This window comes from Sphingomonas sp. 3-13AW (genome assembly GCF_049311085.1).
In the GTDB taxonomy this organism is placed as follows: domain Bacteria; phylum Pseudomonadota; class Alphaproteobacteria; order Sphingomonadales; family Sphingomonadaceae; genus Sphingomonas.
Window position 1 is genome coordinate 337,810 of record NZ_JASNVZ010000002.1, and the last position, 19,400, is coordinate 357,209.

At 65.6% G+C, this 19,400-nt stretch carries 21 protein-coding genes; 12 read left to right on the forward strand and 9 right to left on the reverse strand.

Annotated elements, in window-relative coordinates; genetic code table 11:
* Positions 1 to 27: 27 nt before the first annotated feature.
* Together gyrA and QP045_RS04675 are read left to right on the forward strand one after the other, a co-directional pair.
* Positions 28 to 2,844, forward strand: coding sequence for a DNA gyrase subunit A (gene gyrA, locus QP045_RS04670; protein WP_422513793.1), 2,817 nt, complete (start codon positions 28 to 30; stop codon positions 2,842 to 2,844).
* Entirely contained in the window at positions 2,841 to 3,188 is a 348-nt protein-coding gene (locus QP045_RS04675) for a DUF952 domain-containing protein (RefSeq protein WP_422513794.1), read from the forward strand. The genes gyrA and QP045_RS04675 overlap by 4 nt, the downstream gene beginning before the upstream one ends.
* 146 nt (positions 3,189 to 3,334) lie before the next feature.
* On the opposite strand, the gene QP045_RS04680 is transcribed toward QP045_RS04675, so the two are convergent.
* Together QP045_RS04680 and QP045_RS04685 are read right to left on the reverse strand one after the other, a co-directional pair.
* Entirely contained in the window at positions 3,335 to 3,571 is a 237-nt protein-coding gene (locus QP045_RS04680; protein ID WP_422513795.1) for a hypothetical protein, read from the reverse strand.
* Between the two features lie 270 nt (positions 3,572 to 3,841).
* Positions 3,842 to 4,288 carry a DUF488 family protein gene (locus tag QP045_RS04685; protein WP_422513796.1) on the reverse strand — a complete coding sequence of 149 codons (447 nt, stop codon included), beginning with the start codon at positions 4,286 to 4,288 and terminating at the stop codon, positions 3,842 to 3,844.
* A 105-nt stretch (positions 4,289 to 4,393) separates the two neighbouring features.
* Between QP045_RS04685 and trmFO the strand changes: the two genes are divergently transcribed.
* Entirely contained in the window at positions 4,394 to 5,710 is a 1,317-nt protein-coding gene (trmFO, locus tag QP045_RS04690) for a methylenetetrahydrofolate--tRNA-(uracil(54)-C(5))-methyltransferase (FADH(2)-oxidizing) TrmFO (RefSeq protein ID WP_422513797.1), read from the forward strand.
* On the opposite strand, the gene QP045_RS04695 is transcribed toward trmFO, so the two are convergent.
* Positions 5,707 to 6,015, reverse strand: coding sequence for a hypothetical protein (locus QP045_RS04695; protein ID WP_422513798.1), 309 nt, complete (start codon positions 6,013 to 6,015; stop codon positions 5,707 to 5,709). The two genes, trmFO and QP045_RS04695, sit on opposite strands and share 4 nt — an antisense overlap.
* A gap of 217 nt (positions 6,016 to 6,232) precedes the next feature.
* Entirely contained in the window at positions 6,233 to 6,934 is a 702-nt protein-coding gene (locus tag QP045_RS04700; protein ID WP_422513799.1) for a squalene/phytoene synthase family protein, read from the reverse strand.
* A gap of 154 nt (positions 6,935 to 7,088) precedes the next feature.
* Here QP045_RS04700 and QP045_RS04705 point away from each other — a divergent pair, with 154 nt between their 5' ends.
* The 3 genes from QP045_RS04705 to QP045_RS04715 all read left to right on the forward strand — a co-directional run bounded on the left by QP045_RS04705 (position 7,089) and on the right by QP045_RS04715 (position 10,077).
* On the forward strand, positions 7,089 to 8,810 hold the full coding sequence (locus QP045_RS04705; protein WP_422513800.1) for a pilus assembly protein TadG-related protein: 1,722 nt from the start codon (positions 7,089 to 7,091) through the stop codon (positions 8,808 to 8,810).
* The gene (locus tag QP045_RS04710) at positions 8,807 to 9,436 is read left to right on the forward strand and encodes a TadE/TadG family type IV pilus assembly protein (protein WP_422513801.1); all 630 of its coding nucleotides are present in this window, start codon (positions 8,807 to 8,809) and stop codon (positions 9,434 to 9,436) included. The genes QP045_RS04705 and QP045_RS04710 overlap by 4 nt, the downstream gene beginning before the upstream one ends.
* An 83-nt stretch (positions 9,437 to 9,519) precedes the next feature.
* Entirely contained in the window at positions 9,520 to 10,077 is a 558-nt protein-coding gene (locus QP045_RS04715) for a pilus assembly protein (protein WP_422513802.1), read from the forward strand.
* A 57-nt stretch (positions 10,078 to 10,134) separates the two neighbouring features.
* On the opposite strand, the gene QP045_RS04720 is transcribed toward QP045_RS04715, so the two are convergent.
* The 3 genes from QP045_RS04720 to QP045_RS04730 all read right to left on the reverse strand — a co-directional run bounded on the left by QP045_RS04720 (position 10,135) and on the right by QP045_RS04730 (position 13,045).
* Positions 10,135 to 11,577, reverse strand: a complete 1,443-nt coding sequence (locus tag QP045_RS04720) for a pyruvate dehydrogenase complex E1 component subunit beta (RefSeq protein WP_422513803.1) — start codon at positions 11,575 to 11,577, stop codon at positions 10,135 to 10,137.
* Between the two features lies 1 nt (position 11,578).
* Positions 11,579 to 12,628, reverse strand: a complete 1,050-nt coding sequence (gene pdhA, locus QP045_RS04725; protein WP_422513804.1) for a pyruvate dehydrogenase (acetyl-transferring) E1 component subunit alpha — start codon at positions 12,626 to 12,628, stop codon at positions 11,579 to 11,581.
* 129 nt (positions 12,629 to 12,757) lie between these two features.
* Positions 12,758 to 13,045 carry an FtsB family cell division protein gene (locus tag QP045_RS04730; protein ID WP_422513805.1) on the reverse strand — a complete coding sequence of 96 codons (288 nt, stop codon included), beginning with the start codon at positions 13,043 to 13,045 and terminating at the stop codon, positions 12,758 to 12,760.
* Positions 13,046 to 13,186: 141 nt separating this feature from the next.
* Between QP045_RS04730 and QP045_RS04735 the strand changes: the two genes are divergently transcribed.
* Positions 13,187 to 13,558, forward strand: coding sequence for a tRNA-binding protein (locus QP045_RS04735; protein WP_422513806.1), 372 nt, complete (start codon positions 13,187 to 13,189; stop codon positions 13,556 to 13,558).
* Between the two features lie 53 nt (positions 13,559 to 13,611).
* On the opposite strand, the gene eno is transcribed toward QP045_RS04735, so the two are convergent.
* Positions 13,612 to 14,889 (reverse strand): phosphopyruvate hydratase, encoded by a 1,278-nt coding sequence (eno, locus tag QP045_RS04740; RefSeq protein ID WP_422513807.1) that lies wholly within the window; start codon positions 14,887 to 14,889, stop codon positions 13,612 to 13,614.
* A 147-nt stretch (positions 14,890 to 15,036) separates the two neighbouring features.
* On the opposite strand from eno, the gene QP045_RS04745 reads away from it, so the two are divergent.
* The 5 genes from QP045_RS04745 (at position 15,037) to QP045_RS04765 (ending at position 17,114) form a co-directional block, all read left to right on the forward strand.
* A complete protein-coding gene (locus tag QP045_RS04745; RefSeq protein ID WP_422513808.1) occupies positions 15,037 to 15,621 on the forward strand; it encodes a hypothetical protein in 585 nt (194 codons plus the stop codon).
* 18 nt (positions 15,622 to 15,639) lie between these two features.
* Positions 15,640 to 15,984: a phage holin family protein gene (locus QP045_RS04750; protein WP_422513809.1), complete on the forward strand. Its 345-nt coding sequence runs from the start codon at positions 15,640 to 15,642 to the stop codon at positions 15,982 to 15,984.
* Positions 15,981 to 16,334 carry a DUF3618 domain-containing protein gene (locus QP045_RS04755; RefSeq protein WP_422513810.1) on the forward strand — a complete coding sequence of 118 codons (354 nt, stop codon included), beginning with the start codon at positions 15,981 to 15,983 and terminating at the stop codon, positions 16,332 to 16,334. The genes QP045_RS04750 and QP045_RS04755 overlap by 4 nt, the downstream gene beginning before the upstream one ends.
* Positions 16,335 to 16,376: 42 nt before the next feature.
* A complete protein-coding gene (locus QP045_RS04760) occupies positions 16,377 to 16,829 on the forward strand; it encodes a hypothetical protein (protein WP_422513811.1) in 453 nt (150 codons plus the stop codon).
* 69 nt (positions 16,830 to 16,898) lie between these two features.
* On the forward strand, positions 16,899 to 17,114 hold the full coding sequence (locus tag QP045_RS04765) for a DUF4170 domain-containing protein (protein ID WP_422513812.1): 216 nt from the start codon (positions 16,899 to 16,901) through the stop codon (positions 17,112 to 17,114).
* A gap of 111 nt (positions 17,115 to 17,225) precedes the next feature.
* On the opposite strand, the gene QP045_RS04770 is transcribed toward QP045_RS04765, so the two are convergent.
* Positions 17,226 to 19,367, reverse strand: coding sequence for a TonB-dependent receptor domain-containing protein (locus QP045_RS04770; RefSeq protein WP_422513813.1), 2,142 nt, complete (start codon positions 19,365 to 19,367; stop codon positions 17,226 to 17,228).
* Between the last annotated feature and the right edge of the window lie 33 nt (positions 19,368 to 19,400).

Below are 19,400 nucleotides of genomic sequence, written 5' to 3' on the forward strand. Positions count from 1 at the left end.
CTTCAATCTTCCCGAAAGCAGGACGCCTTGACCGACGAGATTCGCCTCGCGGACCCTTCCGACATTTCTCCCATCTCGATCGTCGACGAGATGCGATCGAGTTACCTCGATTATGCGATGAGCGTGATCGTGTCGCGCGCGCTTCCGGACGTGCGCGATGGTCTGAAGCCGGTGCACCGGCGAATCCTGTTCTCGGCGAACGAGAGCGGCTTCCACTACAACCGGCCCTATCGCAAATCGGCGCGCATCGTCGGTGACGTGATCGGTAAATATCACCCGCACGGCGACACCGCGATCTACGACGCATTGGCGCGCATGACCCAGGACTGGTCGATGCGGCTGCCGCTGATCGACGGTCAGGGCAACTTCGGTTCGATGGACCCCGATCCGCCGGCAGCGATGCGCTACACCGAGGCGCGCCTTCACCGCGCCGCCGGGTTCCTGCTCGACGATCTCGACAAGGACACCGTCGACTTCGTCCCGAACTACGACGGGTCGGAGCGTGAGCCGTCGGTGCTGCCGGCGCGCTTCCCCAACCTGCTGGTGAACGGCGCAGGCGGCATCGCCGTCGGCATGGCGACCAACGTGCCGCCGCACAACCTGGGCGAGGTCATCGACGCCTGCCTCCTCACGATCGATCGTTCGGTCGAGGGCGGCGAGCCCGTGACGATCGACGAACTGGCGGAGATCGTGCCGGGGCCGGACTTCCCGACCGGCGCGATCATGCTCGGCCGCGCCGGTGCACGCGCTGCCTACACCGGCGGCCGTGGCTCGGTGATCCTGCGCTCGCGCCACACGGTCGAGGCACGCGGGGACCGCCGCTCGATCGTGCTGACCGAAATCCCCTTCCAGGTCGGCAAGAACGGCCTCGTCGAAAAGATCGCGGAAGCCGCCAAGGACAAGCGGATCGAAGGCGTCAGCGACATTCGCGACGAATCGAACCGCGAAGGCGTCCGCATCGTCATCGACCTGAAGCGCGATGCGACGCCGGAAGTCGTGCTGAACCAGCTGTGGCGGCATACCCCGGCGCAGTCGAGCTTCGCCGCTAACATGCTGGCGATCCGCGGCGGCCGTCCGGAACTGCTCAACCTCAAGGACATCATCGACGCGTTCATCACCTTCCGCGAGGAAGTGATCACCCGCCGGTCGAAGTTCGAGCTCGCCAAGGCGCGCGACCGGGCGCACCTGTTACTCGGCCTGGTGATCGCGGTCACCAACATGGACGAGGTGGTGCGCATCATCCGCGGTGCCGCCAACCCGGCGGCTGCCCGTACCGCCCTTCTCACCCGCGAGTGGCCGATCGCCGAGATCGCGTCCTACATCCGCCTGGTCGAGGCCGTTGAGACCGAGATCACGGGCGACACCTATCGCCTGTCGGATGCGCAGGTCCGCGCGATCCTCGACCTTCGCCTCCACCGCCTGACCGCGCTTGGGCGCGACGAAATCGGCGACGAGCTTGCCAAGCTGGCGGACTCCATCGCCGAACTGCTTGAGATCCTGGGCAACCGCGCCAAGCTCTACGCCGTGATGCGCGGCGAGCTGGTCCAGGTCCGCGCAGAATTCGCGACACCGCGCCGCACCGAGATCGCCAACGCCGCCGACGGAATCGACGACGAGGACCTGATCGAGCGGGAGGACATGGTCGTCACCGTGACCATGGAAGGCTATATCAAGCGCACGCCGCTGGATGCTTTCCGTGCCCAGAAGCGTGGCGGTAAGGGCCGCGCCGGCATGGCGACGAAGGACGAGGACGCCGTTACCTCGCTGTTCGTCACCTCGACGCACACGCCGGTCCTGTTCTTCTCGACCGCGGGCAAGGTCTATCGCATGAAGGTCTGGCGCCTGCCGGAGGGCGGCCCCGCCACCCGCGGCCGTCCGATGATCAACCTGCTGCCGCTGGCGACGGGCGAGACGATCTCGACCGTCCTGCCGCTGCCGGAGGATGAGGAGAGCTGGTCCGACCTGCACGTCATGTTCGCCACTGCGAACGGGACAGTGCGCCGCAATTCGATGGACGCGTTCACGAACGTGCCTACGGCGGGCAAGATCGCGATGCGCTTCGACGACGACAGCGACGATCGCCTGATCGGCGTCGCACTGCTGACCGAGAGCGATGACGTTCTGCTCGCCACCAAGTGCGGCAAGGCGATTCGCTTTGCCGCGACCGACGTGCGCGAGTTCCAGAGCCGCACGTCCACCGGTGTGCGCGGCATCAGCCTGGCCGAAGGTGACGAGGTCATCTCGCTGTCCATTCTCGGCGGCTTCCAGACCACCACCGAGGAGCGAGACGCCTATCTGAAGGCAGCTCCGTGGAAGGAGGGCGACCGCGAGGTTACGCTTACTCCGGAGCGCATGGCCGAGTTCGAGGCGGCGGAGCAGTTCATCCTGACCGTGACCGCCAACGGCTATGGCAAGCGGACGTCTGCCTATGAGTATCGCCGCACCAATCGCGGTGGCCAAGGCATCACCAATATTGTCACCTCGGACCGCAACGGCCATGTCGTGGCAAGCTTCCCGGCCAGCTCCGGCGAGCAGCTGATGCTGGTCACCGATCAGGCCAAGCTGATCCGCATGTCCGTGGGCGACACGCGCGTCACCGGTCGTGCGAGCCAGGGCGTGCGCCTGTTCCACGTCGCCGCGCAGGAGCACGTCGTCTCCGCCGCCCGGATCGACGAGGAAGAGGAGCCTGAGAACGAGGCGGAGGCGATCGTAGCCGAGGAGCGCGCAAGCGGCCCCGAAGCGGAGCCGATCGCAGGCGCCGCGATCCAGCTCGACGATGGCACGGGTCCGGAAACCCTGCCGGAGCGCATTGAGGAAGAAGACCCGGAGAGCGAGGACGAATGAGCAAGCCAAACGCCGCGTTCAAGGTACTGACCGCCGAGCAGATGATCGCGCTGGAAGCCGGCAGCTTCGCGGGCGCCCCGATCGACCAGGCGGATGGCTACATCCACCTGTCGACCGCGGAGCAGCTGACCGAGACGGTCGACAAGCACTTCGTCGGTCAGGAAGGCCTGTGGGTCGCCGAGGTCGATCTCGACGCACTCGGCGATGCGATCCGGTGGGAAGTTTCGCGCGGTGGCCAGGAATTCCCGCACTTGTACGGAGAACTGACGCTGGACACCGTCGTCGCCTATTCGCCGCTCGAGCGGGAGCACGACGGCAGCGTGCGGCTTCCGGTCACCGGCTGAGGCCAGAAGTCCCGATCTGTCAGGTCCGTGCCCCGGCTGGGGAACGGACCTGACGGTTCACAATCGCTGGCGCCTCAGCCTGATGCTCACGGCCTTTGAGGCGCCGCCTAAAAAGGTGCGGGCAGCCCCCTCCGGCGGGCGTCGGCTCAACCTGCGGCCGGGTTTCCCATCTGCGCCGATTCCCCCGTTGCCAGCGGTTCGCTAGCCCCCGTCAGCGGAACGGCGGGGGTGTGCTGATCCCCGGGTCCGTAGACCTTGTCGAGATAATAGCCGGCCAGCACATAATGCGCCTTCACCACTGCGGGATGTTCGGCAGTCTGCGCGAGCTTCAATTCGGCTTCGGCGCGGTCGTAGAAATAATCGGTGTCGTCGACGTCGTTCATGATCGCCCTTCCAACGAGCCTTTTCGGCCCGCGGATCCTGTCCTTGGCGAAGCCGGCTGACCCGGCTTCCTGTTATGATGGTGCGTTAGCGGTGGGCAGAAGGCCCGTCAAAACGGGATGGGACGCCATCGTTGCCGGTCGCCGTGTTGCCTGACCGCCACGGCTAAGCCCCCGCGCCCGCATGTGCGGCACGGTCCTCGGATGACCCGGAGATGGCGAGACACTTCCCCACAGGCCGCGAAACGACCCCCGCTGCTCTTGGTTCCGCGCCTACGGCATCAAATCGACGACCTGTGCGTCCGGGGCCTCGGCGTGCAGCAGCATGGTCCGATGGCAATGACACGGATCGCGTTCGAAGCACATCAGCGCAGACGGCAATTCCGTTGCGAGCTCGAGCATTACGGGAACCTGCGCCTGCGCCTCGGGCAGCTTCAACTGCTCTTCATAGACTTCGCGCAGCGTCTCTATGTCGCCCTTCTTCCTCGCGTCGCGCCCCCGCTTCGGCGTGCCCAGCGCCTTCAGGTTCCGATAGTCGATCCCGACTTCCTGCAGATGGGCGGCGAGTGACGATTTGGAGAAGCCCGGGCGGCGGGAGAGCGGCAACGCACGTACGTCGATCACGCGTCGAACGCCGGCATGCTGCAGCGCTGCCAGGAAATCGGCCATGGTCGTGTCTTCATATCCGATCGTGTAAATGGTCAGCGGTGCGTCCGGCATGACGATCCCCCGTGTTGCGACTGTCCAGCAGCAGGCGGATCGGCTAGGCAGCGGCCGATCGCGGCGCCAGCCGCTTCTTTCCATAGCATTTTTTCGAGACGCTTTGTGACGCAAACTCACCAGATCCACATCATCGGCGGCGGACTTGCCGGGTCCGAGGCCGCCTGGCAGCTGGCGCAGGCGGGTTTCCGTGTACGCCTTTCCGAGATGCGCGGTGGCGGCGACTGCACCCCCGCGCACCAGAGCGATAGCCTCGCCGAACTCGTCTGCTCGAACAGCTTCCGCTCGGATGATGCGGAAAGCAACGCGGTCGGACTGCTGCATTCGGAGATGCGGGCGCTCGGCTCGCTGATCATGGCCAAGGGCGACGAACACCGGGTTCCCGCAGGCTCCGCACTCGCAGTCGATCGCGAGGGCTTCTCCGCGGGCGTCACCGCGGCGCTGGAGGCGCACCCCAACATCACCATCGTGCGGGAGCGGGTCGACGTCCTGCCGTCGGAAGGTCCGACGATCATCGCGACCGGTCCGCTGACCGCGCCCGGGCTGGCTGAGAGCATCGGCAGCGCCACCGGCAGCGACGCCCTCGCCTTCTTCGACGCGATCGCCCCGATCGTCCATTTCGACAGCATCGACATGGACGTCGCCTGGATGGCGGCCCGATGGGACAAGGGCGGCAAGGACTATATCAACTGCCCGATGGACCGGGAGCAATATGCTGCCTTTCACGCCGGTCTTCTGGCGGGCGAGAAGACCGAATTTCGCGAATGGGAGAACGTCCCCTATTTCGAAGGCTGCATGCCGATCGAGGTGATGGCCGAGCGTGGGTTCGATACGCTGCGCTATGGGCCGATGAAGCCGGTGGGGCTCGACAATCCCCGCACCGGCCGCTGGCCGCATGCGGTGGTGCAGCTCCGCCAGGACAATGCGCAGGGCACGCTGTGGAACATCGTCGGCTTTCAGACCAAGCTGAAGCATGCCGAGCAGGTGCGCCTGTTCCGGACGATCCCCGGGCTTGAGAAGGCGGAATTTGCGCGACTGGGCGGCCTCCATCGCAATACCTTCATCCGCTCGCCCGAACTGCTCGATCCGACGCTGCGGTTGAAAGCACGTCCGCATCTGCGGTTCGCGGGACAGATCACCGGTTGCGAAGGCTATGTCGAAAGCTCCGCCATCGGCCTGATGGCCGGTCGCTTCACCGCCGCCGAGCTCGCCGGTCGCGAGCTTCTCCCGCCCCCGCCCGAGACTGCGCTCGGCGCCCTCCTCGGGCACATAACCGGGGGCGCGGAGGCGGAGACCTATCAGCCGATGAACGTCAATTTCGGCCTGTTCCCGCCGATCGAGGGCCGCACCAAGAAGGCGAATCGCAAGAAGATGTACACGACGCGGGCGCGCGCCGCCCTGGCGGAGTGGATGCCCGCCTAATCCTCCGCGCCGCTCTCGGGCGGCGGGCAGGCACAACGCGCGGCGGCCTTGCGCTGCACGGCCGTCGTCGCGAACTCCGCGGCGTCCAGCGCGGCGGAGCGGTCTGCGTCCGCCTTGGCGAACTTGGTCGTCGTCTTCACCGCCCACTCGTCAAAGGTCAGGCGGCCATCGCCGTTGGCGTCGAGCTTTGCGAACGCCTTTTTGCGGCTGGCGAGATATTCCTCGCGAGTAACCCGGCCGTTGCGGTCCTTGTCATAGCGGTCGAAGCGCTTCTGCTCACGCGTGCGCGCCGTGGCGCTGGGCACCGCAGCGGGCTCCTGCGGCGGCAAAGGTGCCCTGCTGCCTGGGGCAGCCTGGGGCGAAGGCAATGGCGCTTCCACCTGCGCGCTTCCCCGGAAGACGAAAATTCCCGCCGTCGCGAGCAACAATGCCGACAATACCCCCGCCCCGTACCGCCACATGCCCGCCCCCATGCGTTATACCGCGGCGGAGGCTATCGCACGTCATGGCCGGCGGATAGCCCTAAAGCCCTGTTAACCTATGCCAGATTACCCGGGCGAGCCGACGAGGGGAGCCGGGAGCAGCGCCGCCTTCCAAATCCATTCGTGCGAAATGCGCCAGCATCCCAAGCGGCCTCAGTGCGGTTGGCCAGGACTGGGCAAGTCCGGCGCGCAACTGCTCCAGCGCCAGCTCCCTTGCGGCACTTGCCTCGGCTGCGTTCGACAGCCCCCGGGCGAGGTCGGCCAATGCCCATCCGGAGCCCGCGGCGCGGACGGCCGAACTGGCGGCGGCCTCACCCAGCCCTACGGACGCGAGCGCGAACAACGTCGATCCGCGAGCCTCGCCAAATCTGCGAAGTGCGTCCCGGTCGAGTTCCGCCTCCTCGATCAGCACGTCCCATCCATCGATCATCGCTGCAGCATCCGCCCCTGCGATGCCCTGCTGGAGCAAATCGCGCGCGACGCCTTCCAGTACCGGCTGTGCCGGCGGAGGTGCCGTGTCGAGTTTCCCGAGCGCGTCATGCCACCACGTCAGCCGCATCTGCCCGATCAAGGGTTCGCTCGTCGTACGGACGATCTCTGCGAGCGTGTCGTCGAGCGCGAACAGCGCCTCCAGTGCCGGTCGACGCGCGGCGGGAACATAGGCGAGGACGAGATTGCGCTCAGCTGTGCTGCCCAGGACCGCGGCATCCGCGCCTCCCTCTCGCGCCTTGTCATCACCCATCATGCATCAACCCAATTTTCATGCTTCCAGCGCATTTAAGTGCAACTCATTATGCGAAACGTAAGGCACTGACACCATGGGGGGCCGCGGATTGAAGCCGCCGGGTATATTCGCCCGTCTCGCTGGCGACGTCCGAGCGAACACCCTCGCGATCATGGCAGCAGCCATGATCCCGCTCATCGGAATGGTGGGCGGCGCCGTTGACCTGTCCCGCATGTACATCGTCAAGACGCGGCTGCAACATGCCTGTGACGCGGGGGCGCTCGCGGGCCGCAAGGCGATGGGTGGCGGTACCTGGGCGCAATCGAACGGCTATCCAGGAAAAGCCGCCAAGCAGTTCTTCGAAGCGAACATTTCTCAAGCCGCATATGGCGCCACGTCGGTCGCCAGTGCGTACAACGAAAGCGCGGGCAAGGTCACCGGCACCGCCTCGGCAGTCGTACCGATGACGTTGATGCGCGTGTTCAACTTCGATTCGGAAACAATCACCGTCACCTGCGACGCGGAAATGCGGCTTCCCAACACGGACGTCATGTTCGTGCTCGATACGACGGGGTCGATGGCCAGCACCGCCGGGTCGGATAACGTCACAAAGATTGCCGCGTTGAAGCTGGCGGTGAAGTGCTTCTACGAGATCGTGGCGCGGCTCGATACCGACGCGACCTGCACGACTGGAAACCCAAGCGGCGGCACCGGCGATCAGGTCCAGATCCGCTTTGGCTTCGTTCCCTATGCAGTGAACGCCAACGTCGGCCGGCTGCTGAAACCCGCGTGGATGGCGGATTCGTGGACGTACCAGAGCCGCAAGATCTACTCGGGAGGTACCTACACTGCGTGGACCCCGTTTAGCTCGTACGGCACGTACGTATGCAGTTCCGTCCCCGCGGACAGCGATACGGTGCAGTATCGGGTGACCTCAACCTTCTGGATTTTTTGCACTGTCGAGCAGCGTACCCGCAGCATGACTCCGGTTACCTGGGAATATGGGCCCGTTGAACAGGGTGTAAGCGGCCTCAAGAACGGGAACGGCTGGAAGGCCAGCTTCACGCTTCCGATTGGTGAGAACGGCAGCGGCAAGACCATCCCCTGGGGTGGATGCATCGAGGAGCGAAAAACCGTCCGGACGAGCCCCTTCACGTCGATCACCAGCGACATGCTGGACCTCGACATCGACAGGGTGCCCACCAGCAACCCCGACACGCAGTGGAAGCCGCTGCTGCCGGACCTGATCTATACACGCCAGAGCACGGGAAGCCCTACGAGCACGAGCACCGCGAACTGGAATCGCGCCGTCGTGCGAACAACCGGCAACTTCACCAACACGTCCTACCGCTCCTGCCCCACCCCTGCGCGCAAGCTGCAAACCTGGGACAATGCGGCGGCGTTCAGCAGCTATGTCGACAGCCTGACCCCGGAAGGGAACACGTACCACGACATCGGCATCCTCTGGGGTGCCCGGCTGCTGTCCCCCACCGGCATTTTCGCGTCTGAAAATGCCTACACGCCAAAGGGCGGTGAAATCGAACGTCACCTGATCTTCATGACGGACGGAGACACGCAAGCGGCCACAAGCGACCATAATGCCTATGGCATTCCGTGGTTCGACCGTCGCCAGACGCCGGATTCCACGACGCCGACGGAAACGATGCTGGAGGCACAGATCAACGCCCGTTTCGCCGCGCTTTGCACAGCGGTGAAGAACAAGAACATCACGCTTTGGGTGATCTCGTTCGGGAGCATGACCACGGACACGAAGAACCGTCTTCAGAGCTGCGCGACCTCCGGGCGATACTTCAGCGCGAACGACGCTGCCGCGCTGCAGGCGACATTCAAATCGATCGCGGACCAGATCTCCCAGTTGCGGCTTACCAAATGATCGCGACAGTCGTGCATCAGATGGGTGTTATTCGTCGGCTAGGTACCGAGCGTCGGGGAGCGACCGTGGTCGAGTTCGCGATCGTCGCCCCGGTGCTCGCGATGCTCCTGATGGGCGCGTTCGACGTAGCGCACACGCTCTATGTCGACGCGGCATTGCAGGGGATCGTCCAGAAGACAGCCCGGGATTCCGCCCTGGAAGGAGGAACCAGTGCCGCAACCGCAGCGGCGCTCGACAAGCGGGTTGTCGATCAGGTGCGGCCGCTCGCGAGCAATGCCGACGTGACCATCACCCGCCGCTTCTATCGGAACTACGCCGCGGCCTCCGCCCGGAAGGCGGAGACCTTCACCGACACCAACTCGAACGGGACTTGCGACGCGGGCGAGCCCTATGAGGATACTAACCTCAATGGCACCTGGGACGCTGACGGCGGCGACGCCGGCCAGGGGGGTGCCAAAGATGCAACCATCTACACTGCCACGGTCACCTACCCGCGGATGTTCCCGCTCTGGCGAATGGTCGGCGGCAGTGGAACCGCCCGGGTGAGCGCGACCACCGTCCTTCGCAACCAACCCTATGGCGACCAGGGCAGTTACGGCGCCTTCAAGGTCCGGAACTGCTCGTGAGAACGCGCTCGCGAAGACTGGCCCGCCAGCTCTCTCATGACCAACGTGCGCTCGCGCTGATTGAGTTTGCGGTTGGCCTGCCGGTGTTTCTCACCCTGAGCCTGACGGGTGCAGAACTCACGAACTACGTCATCACGCGCATGCGGATCAGCCAGGTCGCGCTGCAACTTGCGGACAATGCCGCGCGCATGGGCAGTGGCAGCCTGTTGTCGGCAAAGACGATCAGCGAAAGCGAGATCAACGATCTGCTGACCGGCGCCGACCTCCAGGCCGGTGGTCTCGACCTCTACAAGAACGGCCGCGTGATCGTCTCGGACCTGGAGCCGGTTACGAACCCGAACAATAGCTCGAAGTACAAGATCGTCTGGCAGCGGTGCCGTGGGGGTGCGACCTATGCGCCGCGCTATGGCAGTGCAGGAGCGACCGGCCTCAGCGGCATGGGCCCGGCGGGGCGGCAGGCGTTTGCACCCGATGGCGGCGCCACGATGTTCGTGGAGGTATTCTATCGATACCAGCCGCTCGTTTCGGCATCACTGGCACCGTCGACGACGATCATGGAAACCGCATCGATGATGGTTCGCGACCGGCGAGATCTCAGCCTGATCTACAACTCGGAAAACGCGGCTATTTCCGGCTGCTGATACGAGAAGGGCCGGCGGTACCCCGCCGGCCCTCAGGCAACCTCGGCGGTTCGCCGATCAGCCCTTGTACGTCACCTTCTTCACGGTCGCGACGACGCGCTCGGCAGTGACGAGTGCCAGCTTCTCGAGGTTCGCTGCATAGGGCAGCGGCACGTCTTCGTTGGTCACGCGCAGCACCGGGGCGTCGAGGTCGTCGAAGCCCTGCTCCATGACGACGGCCGCGATCTCGCTCGCGATAGAGCAGACCGGCCAGCCCTCTTCGACGATGACCAGGCGGTTGGTCTTCTTGAGGCTCTCGAGCACCGTCTTGGTGTCGAGCGGGCGCAGCGTGCGCAGGTCGATGACCTCCGCCTCGATGCCTTCGCCCGCCAGCGTCTCGGCTGCTTCCAGCGCGACGCCGACGCCGATCGAGTAGGACACGATCGTCACGTCCTTGCCCTGGCGAATGACGCGCGCCTTGCCGATCGGCAGGACATAATCGTCAAGCTTCGGCACTTCGAACGTGCGACCGTACATCAGCTCGTTCTCGAGGAACACGACCGGGTCTTCGGAGCGGATCGCGGCCTTCAGAAGGCCCTTGCCGTCGGCCGCGTCATACGGCGCGATCACGACGAGGCCCGGAACGCTTGCATACCACGGCGCATAGTTCTGCGAGTGCTGCGCGCCCACGCGGCTGGCCGCGCCGTTGGGACCACGGAACACGATCGGGCAGCGCATCTGGCCGCCGGACATGTAGTTGGTCTTGGCCGCAGAGTTGATGATGTGGTCGATCGCCTGCATGGCGAAGTTGAACGTCATGAACTCGACGATCGGCTTGAGGCCGCCCATCGCCGCGCCCGTGCCGACACCGGCGAAGCCATATTCGGTGATCGGCGTGTCGATGACGCGCTTGGGACCGAACTCCTCGAGAAGGCCCTGGGTGACCTTGTAGGCACCCTGATACTCGGCGACTTCCTCGCCCATCACGAACACGCGCGGATCCGCACGCATTTCCTCGGCCATCGCGTCGCGCAGTGCTTCGCGAACCGTCATCTTCACCATCTCGGTGCCTGCGGGCACTTCCGGATCGGTAGAAGTCTGCTCGACGGCGTTGACGAGCTGGGTCGTGCCGGTTTCCTGAGCCTTGGGGGCGTCGGCCACGGCTTCGGTGCGCTGGTCGGACGGGGTCTGCACCCCACCCTCGCCATCCGCGGGCTTCGAACCCGCCGCCGCGGCGGTCGAGGTCGGCGACGCGTTGGCGGCTTCGGCGAGATCTTCGCCTTCGCCCGCGATCATTGCGATCACGGTGCCGACCTTCACATTGTCGGTGCCTTCGGGGACCAGGATCTTGGCGATCGTGCCCTCGTCGACGGCTTCGAACTCCATGGTTGCCTTGTCGGTCTCGATCTCGGCCATGATGTCGCCGGACTTGACGACGTCACCTTCCTTGACCAGCCATTTCGCCAGCGTGCCCTCTTCCATCGTGGGCGACAGTGCCGGCATCTTCAGTTCGATTGCCATCTCAGTACTTCTCCACCAGCACGTCCGTATAGAGCTCGGCCGGATCCGGTTCCGGCGTGCTCTCGGCGAAGTCAGCGGCTTCGTTCACCACCTTGCGGATTTCCTGCTCGATCGCCTTCAGATCGGCTTCGTTGACGCCCAGCTTCTCCAGCTCGCGCTTCGCGCCCTCGATCGGGTCGGAGTTGTCGCGCATCGCCTGCACTTCCTCGCGCGTGCGGTACTTGGCAGGATCCGACATCGAGTGACCGCGATAGCGATAAGTCTTCATCTCGAGGATGATCGGCCCCTTGCCGGCGCGCACCCAGGCGAGCGCCTCTTCGGCCGCGCCGCGGCAGGCGAGGACGTCCATGCCGTCGACCTGGATGCCCGGGATGCGGAAGCTTTCGCCGCGCTTGTAGAGCTGGTCCTCAGCCGACGAGCGGTTGACGCTGGTGCCCATGGCATAGTGGTTGTTCTCGATCACATAGATGATCGGCAGCTTCCACAGCTCGGCCATGTTGAAGCTTTCGTACACCTGGCCCTGGTTGGCCGCGCCATCGCCGAAATAGGCCATCGCGACGCCGCCGTCCTCGTTGTACTTGTGGCCAAAGGCCAGGCCGGTGCCGAGCGACACCTGCGCGCCGACGATGCCGTGGCCGCCGTAGAACTTCTTCTCGGTGGAGAACATGTGCATCGAGCCGCCCTTGCCGCGGCTGATGCCGGCCGCGCGGCCGGTCAGCTCGGCCATGATGACCTTGGGATCGATGCCATAGGCCAGCATGTGGCCGTGATCGCGGTACCCGGTGATGACCGAGTCCTTCTCACCATCAAGCGCGGACTGTAGGCCGACGGCAACCGCCTCCTGACCGATATAGAGATGGCAGAACCCGCCGATGAAGCCGAGGCCGTAAAGCTGACCGGCCTTCTCTTCGAAGCGACGGATCAGCAGCATCTGCTTGTAGAAGTCGAGCAGTTCCTCCTTCGAGGCCTGATAGCGGGTAGGTTCGCTGGGGCGCTCACGGTTGGGAACGGCAGGTTCGCTGTTGGCGCGCTGCGCCGGTGCCTTTGCCACGATGTAGGTACCCTCATGCCTGGGAAAGGGGAAAGGAGCCGAGCCTATAGGCCGGTTTCTCTCCCGACTGCAATCGCCCCGCAGGAGGTGCCGGGCGACCATGCTGCGACCCTGCTAGCGCAACTCTGCTCAGCCGTCGACCGTGCCCGAGCAGCGATCGGCATTACCCCCATCCGAGCCCAGCGGCATGATAAACTCGTCCGGATGGGCGACGTTCAACTGCTTGCGCACCAGTTCATCCACCATGTCGGGATCCGCATGCCGGGGATCAAGCAGGGCGACGCGATTGCGCAGCTCCGCGCGCGCCTTGTCCAGGCATTCGTAATGGGCCTGGCGCTGGGCCAGCTTGCGCGAATAATCGCGATACGCGAGAACGCCGTTGGGCCCGAGCACCGCGTAATAGCCAAAAAATCCCATGAACAGGATCGCAAACGCGGGAAATCCTGCACGGCGGAGTATCGGGTGAAGCGGCGAAGAGCGCGGCATGCCTGATATTTGCGCAACGCAAGCCCGCGCGCAAGGTCGACTGAGACGAAAACATCGCGAGATCATAAGCTGATGCATCTACACCATGACCCCGCCAGCCCCGCCGCGGAGCCGATCACCTTCGATGATTTCCTGGCCGTCGACATTCGGGTCGGCACGATCGTCGAGGCGGAGCCCTTTCCGGAAGCACGCAAGCCGGCGATCAAGCTCAGGATCGATTTTGGTCCGACGATCGGCATCCGGCGCTCAAGCGCGCAGATCACCGAACATTATTCCCCAGAGATGCTCGTCGGGCGGCAGGTTGCAGCTGTCGTCAATTTCCCGCCGCGGCAGATCGGCAAATTCCTGTCCGAGGTCCTCACGCTGGGCTTTCCAGACGCGCAAGGTGCGGTGGTATTGTTCGCCCCCGATCAGCAGGTGCCTAATGGCGGGCGATTGTTCTAGGCAAGTCCGGGTTGCCCGGGAGGTGCACAACGGCGCCTCCCGGGCAGAACCGATCAGCCGCGCAGGATCGAGCGGCCTGCGTACCGGGCCGCGTTGCCCAGTTCTTCCTCGATACGAATCAGCTGGTTGTACTTTGCGAGCCGGTCCGACCGCGCCAGGCTGCCGGTCTTGATCTGGCCGCAGTTGGTCGCGACCGCCAGGTCGGCGATGGTCGCATCCTCGGTCTCGCCCGAACGGTGCGACATGACCGCCGTGTAGGACGAACGCTGCGCCAGGCTCACCGCCTCCAGCGTCTCGGTGAGCGTCCCGATCTGGTTGACCTTCACCAGCAGCGAATTGGCCAGGCCCTTGCCGATGCCCATCGCCAGACGCTCCGGATTGGTGACGAACAGATCGTCGCCGACCAGCTGGACCTTGTCACCGATCTTGTCGGTGAGCGCTTTCCAGCCTTCGAAATCATCTTCGCCCATGCCGTCCTCAATCGAGAAGATCGGGTATCGCGCCGCAAGGTCGGCGAGGTAATCGGCCATTTCGACCGGCGACAACGACTTGCCTTCCCCGACCATCTCATAGCGGCCGTTCTTGAAGAACTCGGTCGCGGCGCAGTCGAGCGCGAGCATCACATCATCGCCCGGGGTATACCCCGCCTTCTCGATGCTGGTCATGATGAAGTCGAGCGCATCGGTGGTGGAAGAAAGGTTCGGCGCGAAGCCGCCTTCGTCGCCCACCGACGTCGCAAGACCCTTGTCGTGCAGGCCCTTTTTCAGCGTGTGGAAGATCTCAGACCCGCAGCGAACCGCCTCTGCGAGGCTCGGCGCCCCGACGGGCATGATCATGAATTCCTGGAAATCGATCGGATTGTCGGCATGCTCGCCGCCGTTGATGATGTTCATCATCGGCACCGGCAACACGTGCGCCGCGACCCCACCGACATAGCGGTAGAGCGGCTGGCCGCGCGCGTCCGCCGCAGCCTTCGCAACCGCAAGGCTCACGCCCAGGATCGCGTTGGCGCCGAGGCGACCCTTGTTGTGGGTGCCGTCGAGCTCGATCATCGCGCGATCGACGTCGGACTGGTCCTCCGCGTCCAGGCCGAGCACGACCTCTGCGATGTCGGCGTTCACCGCATCGACCGCGCCCTGCACGCCCTTGCCCATCCAGCGGGACTTGTCGCCGTCGCGCTTCTCAACGGCTTCATGCGCGCCAGTCGATGCGCCCGAGGGTACGGCTGCACGGCCGGTGCTGCCATCTTCCAGCATCACGTCGACCTCGACGGTGGGGTTGCCACGGCTGTCCAGGATCTGGCGCGCATGGATGTCGATGATTGCGGTCACGTAACGATCTCCCTACCTTCTCGGCCGGACGCTGCCGGCGATCGCGCGCAGCCCTATCCGCTTGCCTCTTGCGGGGCAATTCGTGCGGATCGGGAACCGCGGTCGTCCGCTTTGGTTCTCAAGTCGAACCACGAAGGGAAACGCACGATGAGCGACACCAACCGGACCGACCCGCTTTCGAGCACGGGCCGCAAAAACACCGAGGTCGAGTTCACCCCCTCTTCCAGCACCGCCAACACCGCCGCCGCCAGCTTTGAGCCGGCCGGCGGTGATGATTCGACCTTCAAGACGACCGATGTTCCCGGACAGGGAAGCGACGCCGCTTCCAAGGCCAAGGGCGCGGCACAGACGCTGAAGGACGAAGCGAGCAAGCTTGGTCAGCAGGCGACAGAAAGGGCCCGCGGCCTTGCCGATGAGGGCAAGCTGCGCGCGACGGGTGCGCTCGACGAGTTCTCCAAGATGATGGAGGATGCCGCTGCGACCGTCGACGAGAAGCTGGGCGAGCAGTACGGCCAATATGCCCGTTCGGCCGCGCAGACGCTGTCCGACTTCTCCGAATCCCTGCGCGACAAGGAAGTCGACGAGCTGATCGAAGACGTCCGCGGCTTTGTCCGGAAGAGCCCGGCAGTTGCCATCGGTACCGCGGCGGCGCTCGGCTTCGTGCTGGCGCGCGTCGTCAAGGCGGGCGTCGACGGCACGGCGGACACGACCGACACGGCCTCCAAGGCCTGACGTCAGCGAGTGGATTTCATGCGCGACAGCAGCAGGAGCGACGCAAGCGTCGGCGAGCTGGTTCAACGGCTCGTAGGCGACAGCAAGGCCTGGGTTCAGGCCGAGCTGGCCGTGTGGAAGGCGGTCGCCGCCTCCCGCAAGAATGACGCGATCCTCGGGCTTGCACTCGGCATCGGCGCCCTTGTGATCGCATTTGCGGCCATAGGGGCTCTGCTGGTCGGGTTGATCCTGGTGCTGCGCGGCCCGCTCGGCAACGGCGGCGCGACCGCGGTGGTCGTGATCGGCGCGCTGGCGATCGCCGGCATCCTCGGCAAGATCGCGGCGACGCGGCTCGGCCGCGCCTTTTCGGGGGACGGCCTGTGACCGAACACCCGGGTATCGCCGCCGCCCGCGCCAACGCGCAACTTGCCAAGGCGCGGATGCTGGGCACCGTCGACGCGATCAAGTCTCGGCTGAACCCGAGCACGGTCGCGGAGGACGTCGCCGATCGCGTCAAGGAGCGGGCCTCTGCAGCAATGGAGCAAGGCGTCGCGGTCGTGCAGCAACAACCACGCGCGGTTGCTGCCGGCGCGGCTGGGCTGCTCGCGCTGCTCGTCACACCCAAGCTGATCGGGGCGCTTTGTCGCCGTCGCAAGCAGAAGAAGGCCCGCGCCAAGGTACCCGCGACGGTGGCAAGCCCCCAGCTGTCCCCACCGCCGTCCGATCGCCCCTGACATCATCACCGGCTCTCGCCGGCCCAAGCAAGGACAAGTGGAATGACCACCAACGCCAACGCGAACAACACCACCTCGACCCCCGCGACGTCGGAAGCGGACGCCGGTAAGCTCGTCGCGCTGCGCGACAGCGCCAGCCATGCCTATGAAGCGACTCGTGAGAGCGCGGCGACTGCAGCTGCCCGCGCCGGCGAGGGTATCGAAGCGAACCCGCTCGCCGTGCTGGCCGGCGGCATTGCCCTCGGCGCGGTTCTCGGCGCGCTGCTTCCCAAGACCGAGAGCGAGCAGAAGGTGCTCGGTCCGCTTGGCAAGCGCCTGTCGGATGGCGCGGTAGCCGCTGCCGCAGCCGCGCGTGAGGCGGGTAAGGAGCAGCTGAGCAGCGCCATCCCGGACAAGGATGCCGCCAAGGAAACCCTGCGCAAGGCCTTCGGTAGCGTGGTCGAAGCCGCAAAAGACGGCGGAAAATCGGCTGTCACCGGTAGCAGCGAGGTCTGAACACCACTGCACCCTTGAGTGCGCGGCATCAGCCGCTATGCGGCGGTGCAGCACATATCAGGAGCCGGCATGAGCAAGATGCATCTCGTTTTCGGTGGCCGCGTCAGCGACCCCCAGACCCTCGACTTCGTCAACCTCGACGAGGTGGACCTGGTCGGGCTGTTCCCCGACTATGAGAGCGCCGAGAAGGCCTGGCGCGCCTCCGCGCAGCGCACGGTGGACGACGCCGAGATGAAATATGTGGTGGTGCCGCTGCACCGCCTGCTCCAGCCCGAGCTGAACTGACAGCTCAGGCAAGAGCCCAAACGAAACGCGGCCGCCTCCCCCGGGAAGCGGCCGCGTTTTCGTATGCGCACCGTGAGCCGGAGCGGTCGGTCCCGCCCCGGCCGCCGCGAATTACAGGGCGAACCGTGCCGTCACCCGCAGGTCACGCCCGGCCAGCGGCGCATAATCCTTGAGGTAGCTGGCGTGGCGGCGCGCCACCACGTCGAACAGGTTGTTCGCTGTCAGGGACAGGCTGTTCGGATTGTCCTTGCCCCAGGGCTTGAGCGTCACCGCCAGATTGACCAGCGTATAGGCACCGGTCTGCGTCTCGAACTCGGCGACGCGATCCTGCTTGGTGACGTGCTCCAGCTCCAGCCGAGCCTGTGCAAGCCGGCCCTGCGCTTCGATCCCGCCCAGCAGTCGAAGCGGCGGAATGCGAGGCACGGCGCCGCCGCCGACGATCCGCGCATGCGTGTAATCGGCCACGCCATCGACGACGATCGCCGTGCTGCCGAACTGCGCGAGGCGCGCCGAGGCTTCCGCCTCGAAGCCGTAGAAGCGCGCATCGACCTGGCCGGTGCGGAACACGGGCAAGCCGTCTTCGATCTCGCCGGTCGGCTGCTCATAGATAAAGCCGTCGTACCAGTTGTGATATGCCGCGAGGCTGAAGTTGAAGCCGTCGCCGCCGCCCTTCAGCGTCGCTTCGATGCCATTGCTGCGCTCGACGCGCAGGTTCGGGTCGCCGATCTCGAACGCCTGGGTGCCGGCGTGCGGCCCGTTGGCGAACAGTTCCTCGGCCGTGGGCGCGCGTTCGCTGTGCGACAGCGACAGGCCCAGGCGCGTGCCGCTGCCCAGACCGATGCTGGCGCCCCCCGCAACGGAGAAGGCATCAAAGCTACGCTCCAGCCGCGCATTGCCAAGATCCGCGTCCGGCTGCGCGACGGCGATGCTGTGCTCGTAGCGGCCCGAAAGCTCGCCCCGCACTGCGCCGAAGTCGGCACTCTGGAGGGTGAAGAGGCTGTACTGCTGCGTCTCGCTGCGGGGAACGTACTTTTCCTCGCCGACGACATTGAGGGTGCGGATCATCATCTGCGCACCGCTGGTGCCCCGCCAGCCGCCGCGCGTCGCCTGCTCCGCCTCGACCCGGGCCTCCAGTCCCTGGCTGAAGAAGCTGGTGCCGATCTCGCCATCGTCCTCGAGCTCGTCATGGCGATAGTCGGAGATGCCGCCGCGGAAGCGCAGGCGGTCGATAAAGCCGCCGGTTTCGACTTCCCCGCGCAGGTCCAGCCGGGTCTGGCGCATGTCGATGCGGACCGCCTCGGCCTCTTCACCCGGCTCGATCGCGTAGCGGATCGGAACCCCATAATTGCTGTCGAAGTGGGAGACCGAGAAGCCCAGATTGCCGCCGTCCGTCACGATCGCGGCGCCGCCCGCGACCTGCCAGGTCTCGGCGGAGCTGTTGGGTAGCTTGCCACGCAGGTCGGCGAGCGCCGCCACCTCCGAGTCGGCGCTTGCAGCGGCGGCGCGGCGCTGCGGGCCCGCCAGAATATAGCCGCCCGTCTCCAGATCGTCGGTCTTGGTATAGCTGCCGTCGACGTGAACCACGAGCTTGCCGGCTACTGGCACATCCACGCTGGCGGATGCGGTCCGCTCGTTCGCGGCCGAGCCATAGCCGGCAATGGCGTCGACATGGACAGGCTCGTCGGGGATGTGGCGCGGGATACGGTTGTCGACGACGTTCACGACGCCGCCGATTGCCGAAGGCGCGAACATCAGGGCTGCCGGGCCACGCAACACTTCCACGCGGTCCGCGGTCAGGGGGTTGATCGCGACGGCATGGTCGACGCTGGTGGTCGAGACGTCGAAGCTGCCGATGCCTTCGGTCAGCACCCGGGCGCGATCGCCCTGAAGGCCGCGCAGGATCGGACGCGACGCGTTGGGACCGAAACTGGTGGCCGAGACGCCCGGCTGGCGCGCCATCGTCTCGCCCAGCGTCGGTCGCAGGGACCGAGTCAGCACGTCGCCGCTCAGCACCGTGGTGCCGCCGAGCAGGTCCAGCTTCGACCGGCCGAGCGAGCCCGTCACGACGATATTCGCACCGACTTCCTGGTGGTCGGCACCGGGCGGCGTCCCCTGCCCGGGCTCCGACACCGTGTCGGCCGCCACACTCTCGCCGGCAGGCGCGCTCTCGCCCAGCACCGCCTCAGGTCGCGCATTGGCCGGAAGCGCGCAGATCAGCGCTGCACTACCAAGAAGAAGACGACCCAACGACATTCATACCCTCCCACGATCGGAACGCCCTCCTCC

Excerpts from the sequence above, each read along its gene's own strand:
- QP045_RS04685 (WP_422513796.1), bottom strand. The coding sequence starts at position 4,288 with ATGCCGGACGCACCGCTGACCATTTACACGATCGGATATGAAGACACG.
- QP045_RS04700 (WP_422513799.1), bottom strand. The coding sequence starts at position 6,934 with ATGGGTGATGACAAGGCGCGAGAGGGAGGCGCGGATGCCGCGGTCCTG.
- QP045_RS04705 (WP_422513800.1), top strand. The coding sequence starts at position 7,089 with ATGGCAGCAGCCATGATCCCGCTCATCGGAATGGTGGGCGGCGCCGTT.
- QP045_RS04745 (WP_422513808.1), top strand. The coding sequence starts at position 15,037 with ATGAGCGACACCAACCGGACCGACCCGCTTTCGAGCACGGGCCGCAAA.
- QP045_RS04765 (WP_422513812.1), top strand. The coding sequence starts at position 16,899 with ATGAGCAAGATGCATCTCGTTTTCGGTGGCCGCGTCAGCGACCCCCAG.
- QP045_RS04770 (WP_422513813.1), bottom strand. The coding sequence starts at position 19,367 with ATGTCGTTGGGTCGTCTTCTTCTTGGTAGTGCAGCGCTGATCTGCGCG.
- QP045_RS04750 (WP_422513809.1), top strand. The coding sequence starts at position 15,640 with ATGCGCGACAGCAGCAGGAGCGACGCAAGCGTCGGCGAGCTGGTTCAA.
- QP045_RS04680 (WP_422513795.1), bottom strand. The coding sequence starts at position 3,571 with ATGAACGACGTCGACGACACCGATTATTTCTACGACCGCGCCGAAGCC.
- QP045_RS04730 (WP_422513805.1), bottom strand. The coding sequence starts at position 13,045 with ATGGGATTTTTTGGCTATTACGCGGTGCTCGGGCCCAACGGCGTTCTC.
- QP045_RS04720 (WP_422513803.1), bottom strand. The coding sequence starts at position 11,577 with ATGGCAATCGAACTGAAGATGCCGGCACTGTCGCCCACGATGGAAGAG.
- QP045_RS04735 (WP_422513806.1), top strand. The coding sequence starts at position 13,187 with ATGCATCTACACCATGACCCCGCCAGCCCCGCCGCGGAGCCGATCACC.
- QP045_RS04760 (WP_422513811.1), top strand. The coding sequence starts at position 16,377 with ATGACCACCAACGCCAACGCGAACAACACCACCTCGACCCCCGCGACG.
- QP045_RS04710 (WP_422513801.1), top strand. The coding sequence starts at position 8,807 with ATGATCGCGACAGTCGTGCATCAGATGGGTGTTATTCGTCGGCTAGGT.
- QP045_RS04675 (WP_422513794.1), top strand. The coding sequence starts at position 2,841 with ATGAGCAAGCCAAACGCCGCGTTCAAGGTACTGACCGCCGAGCAGATG.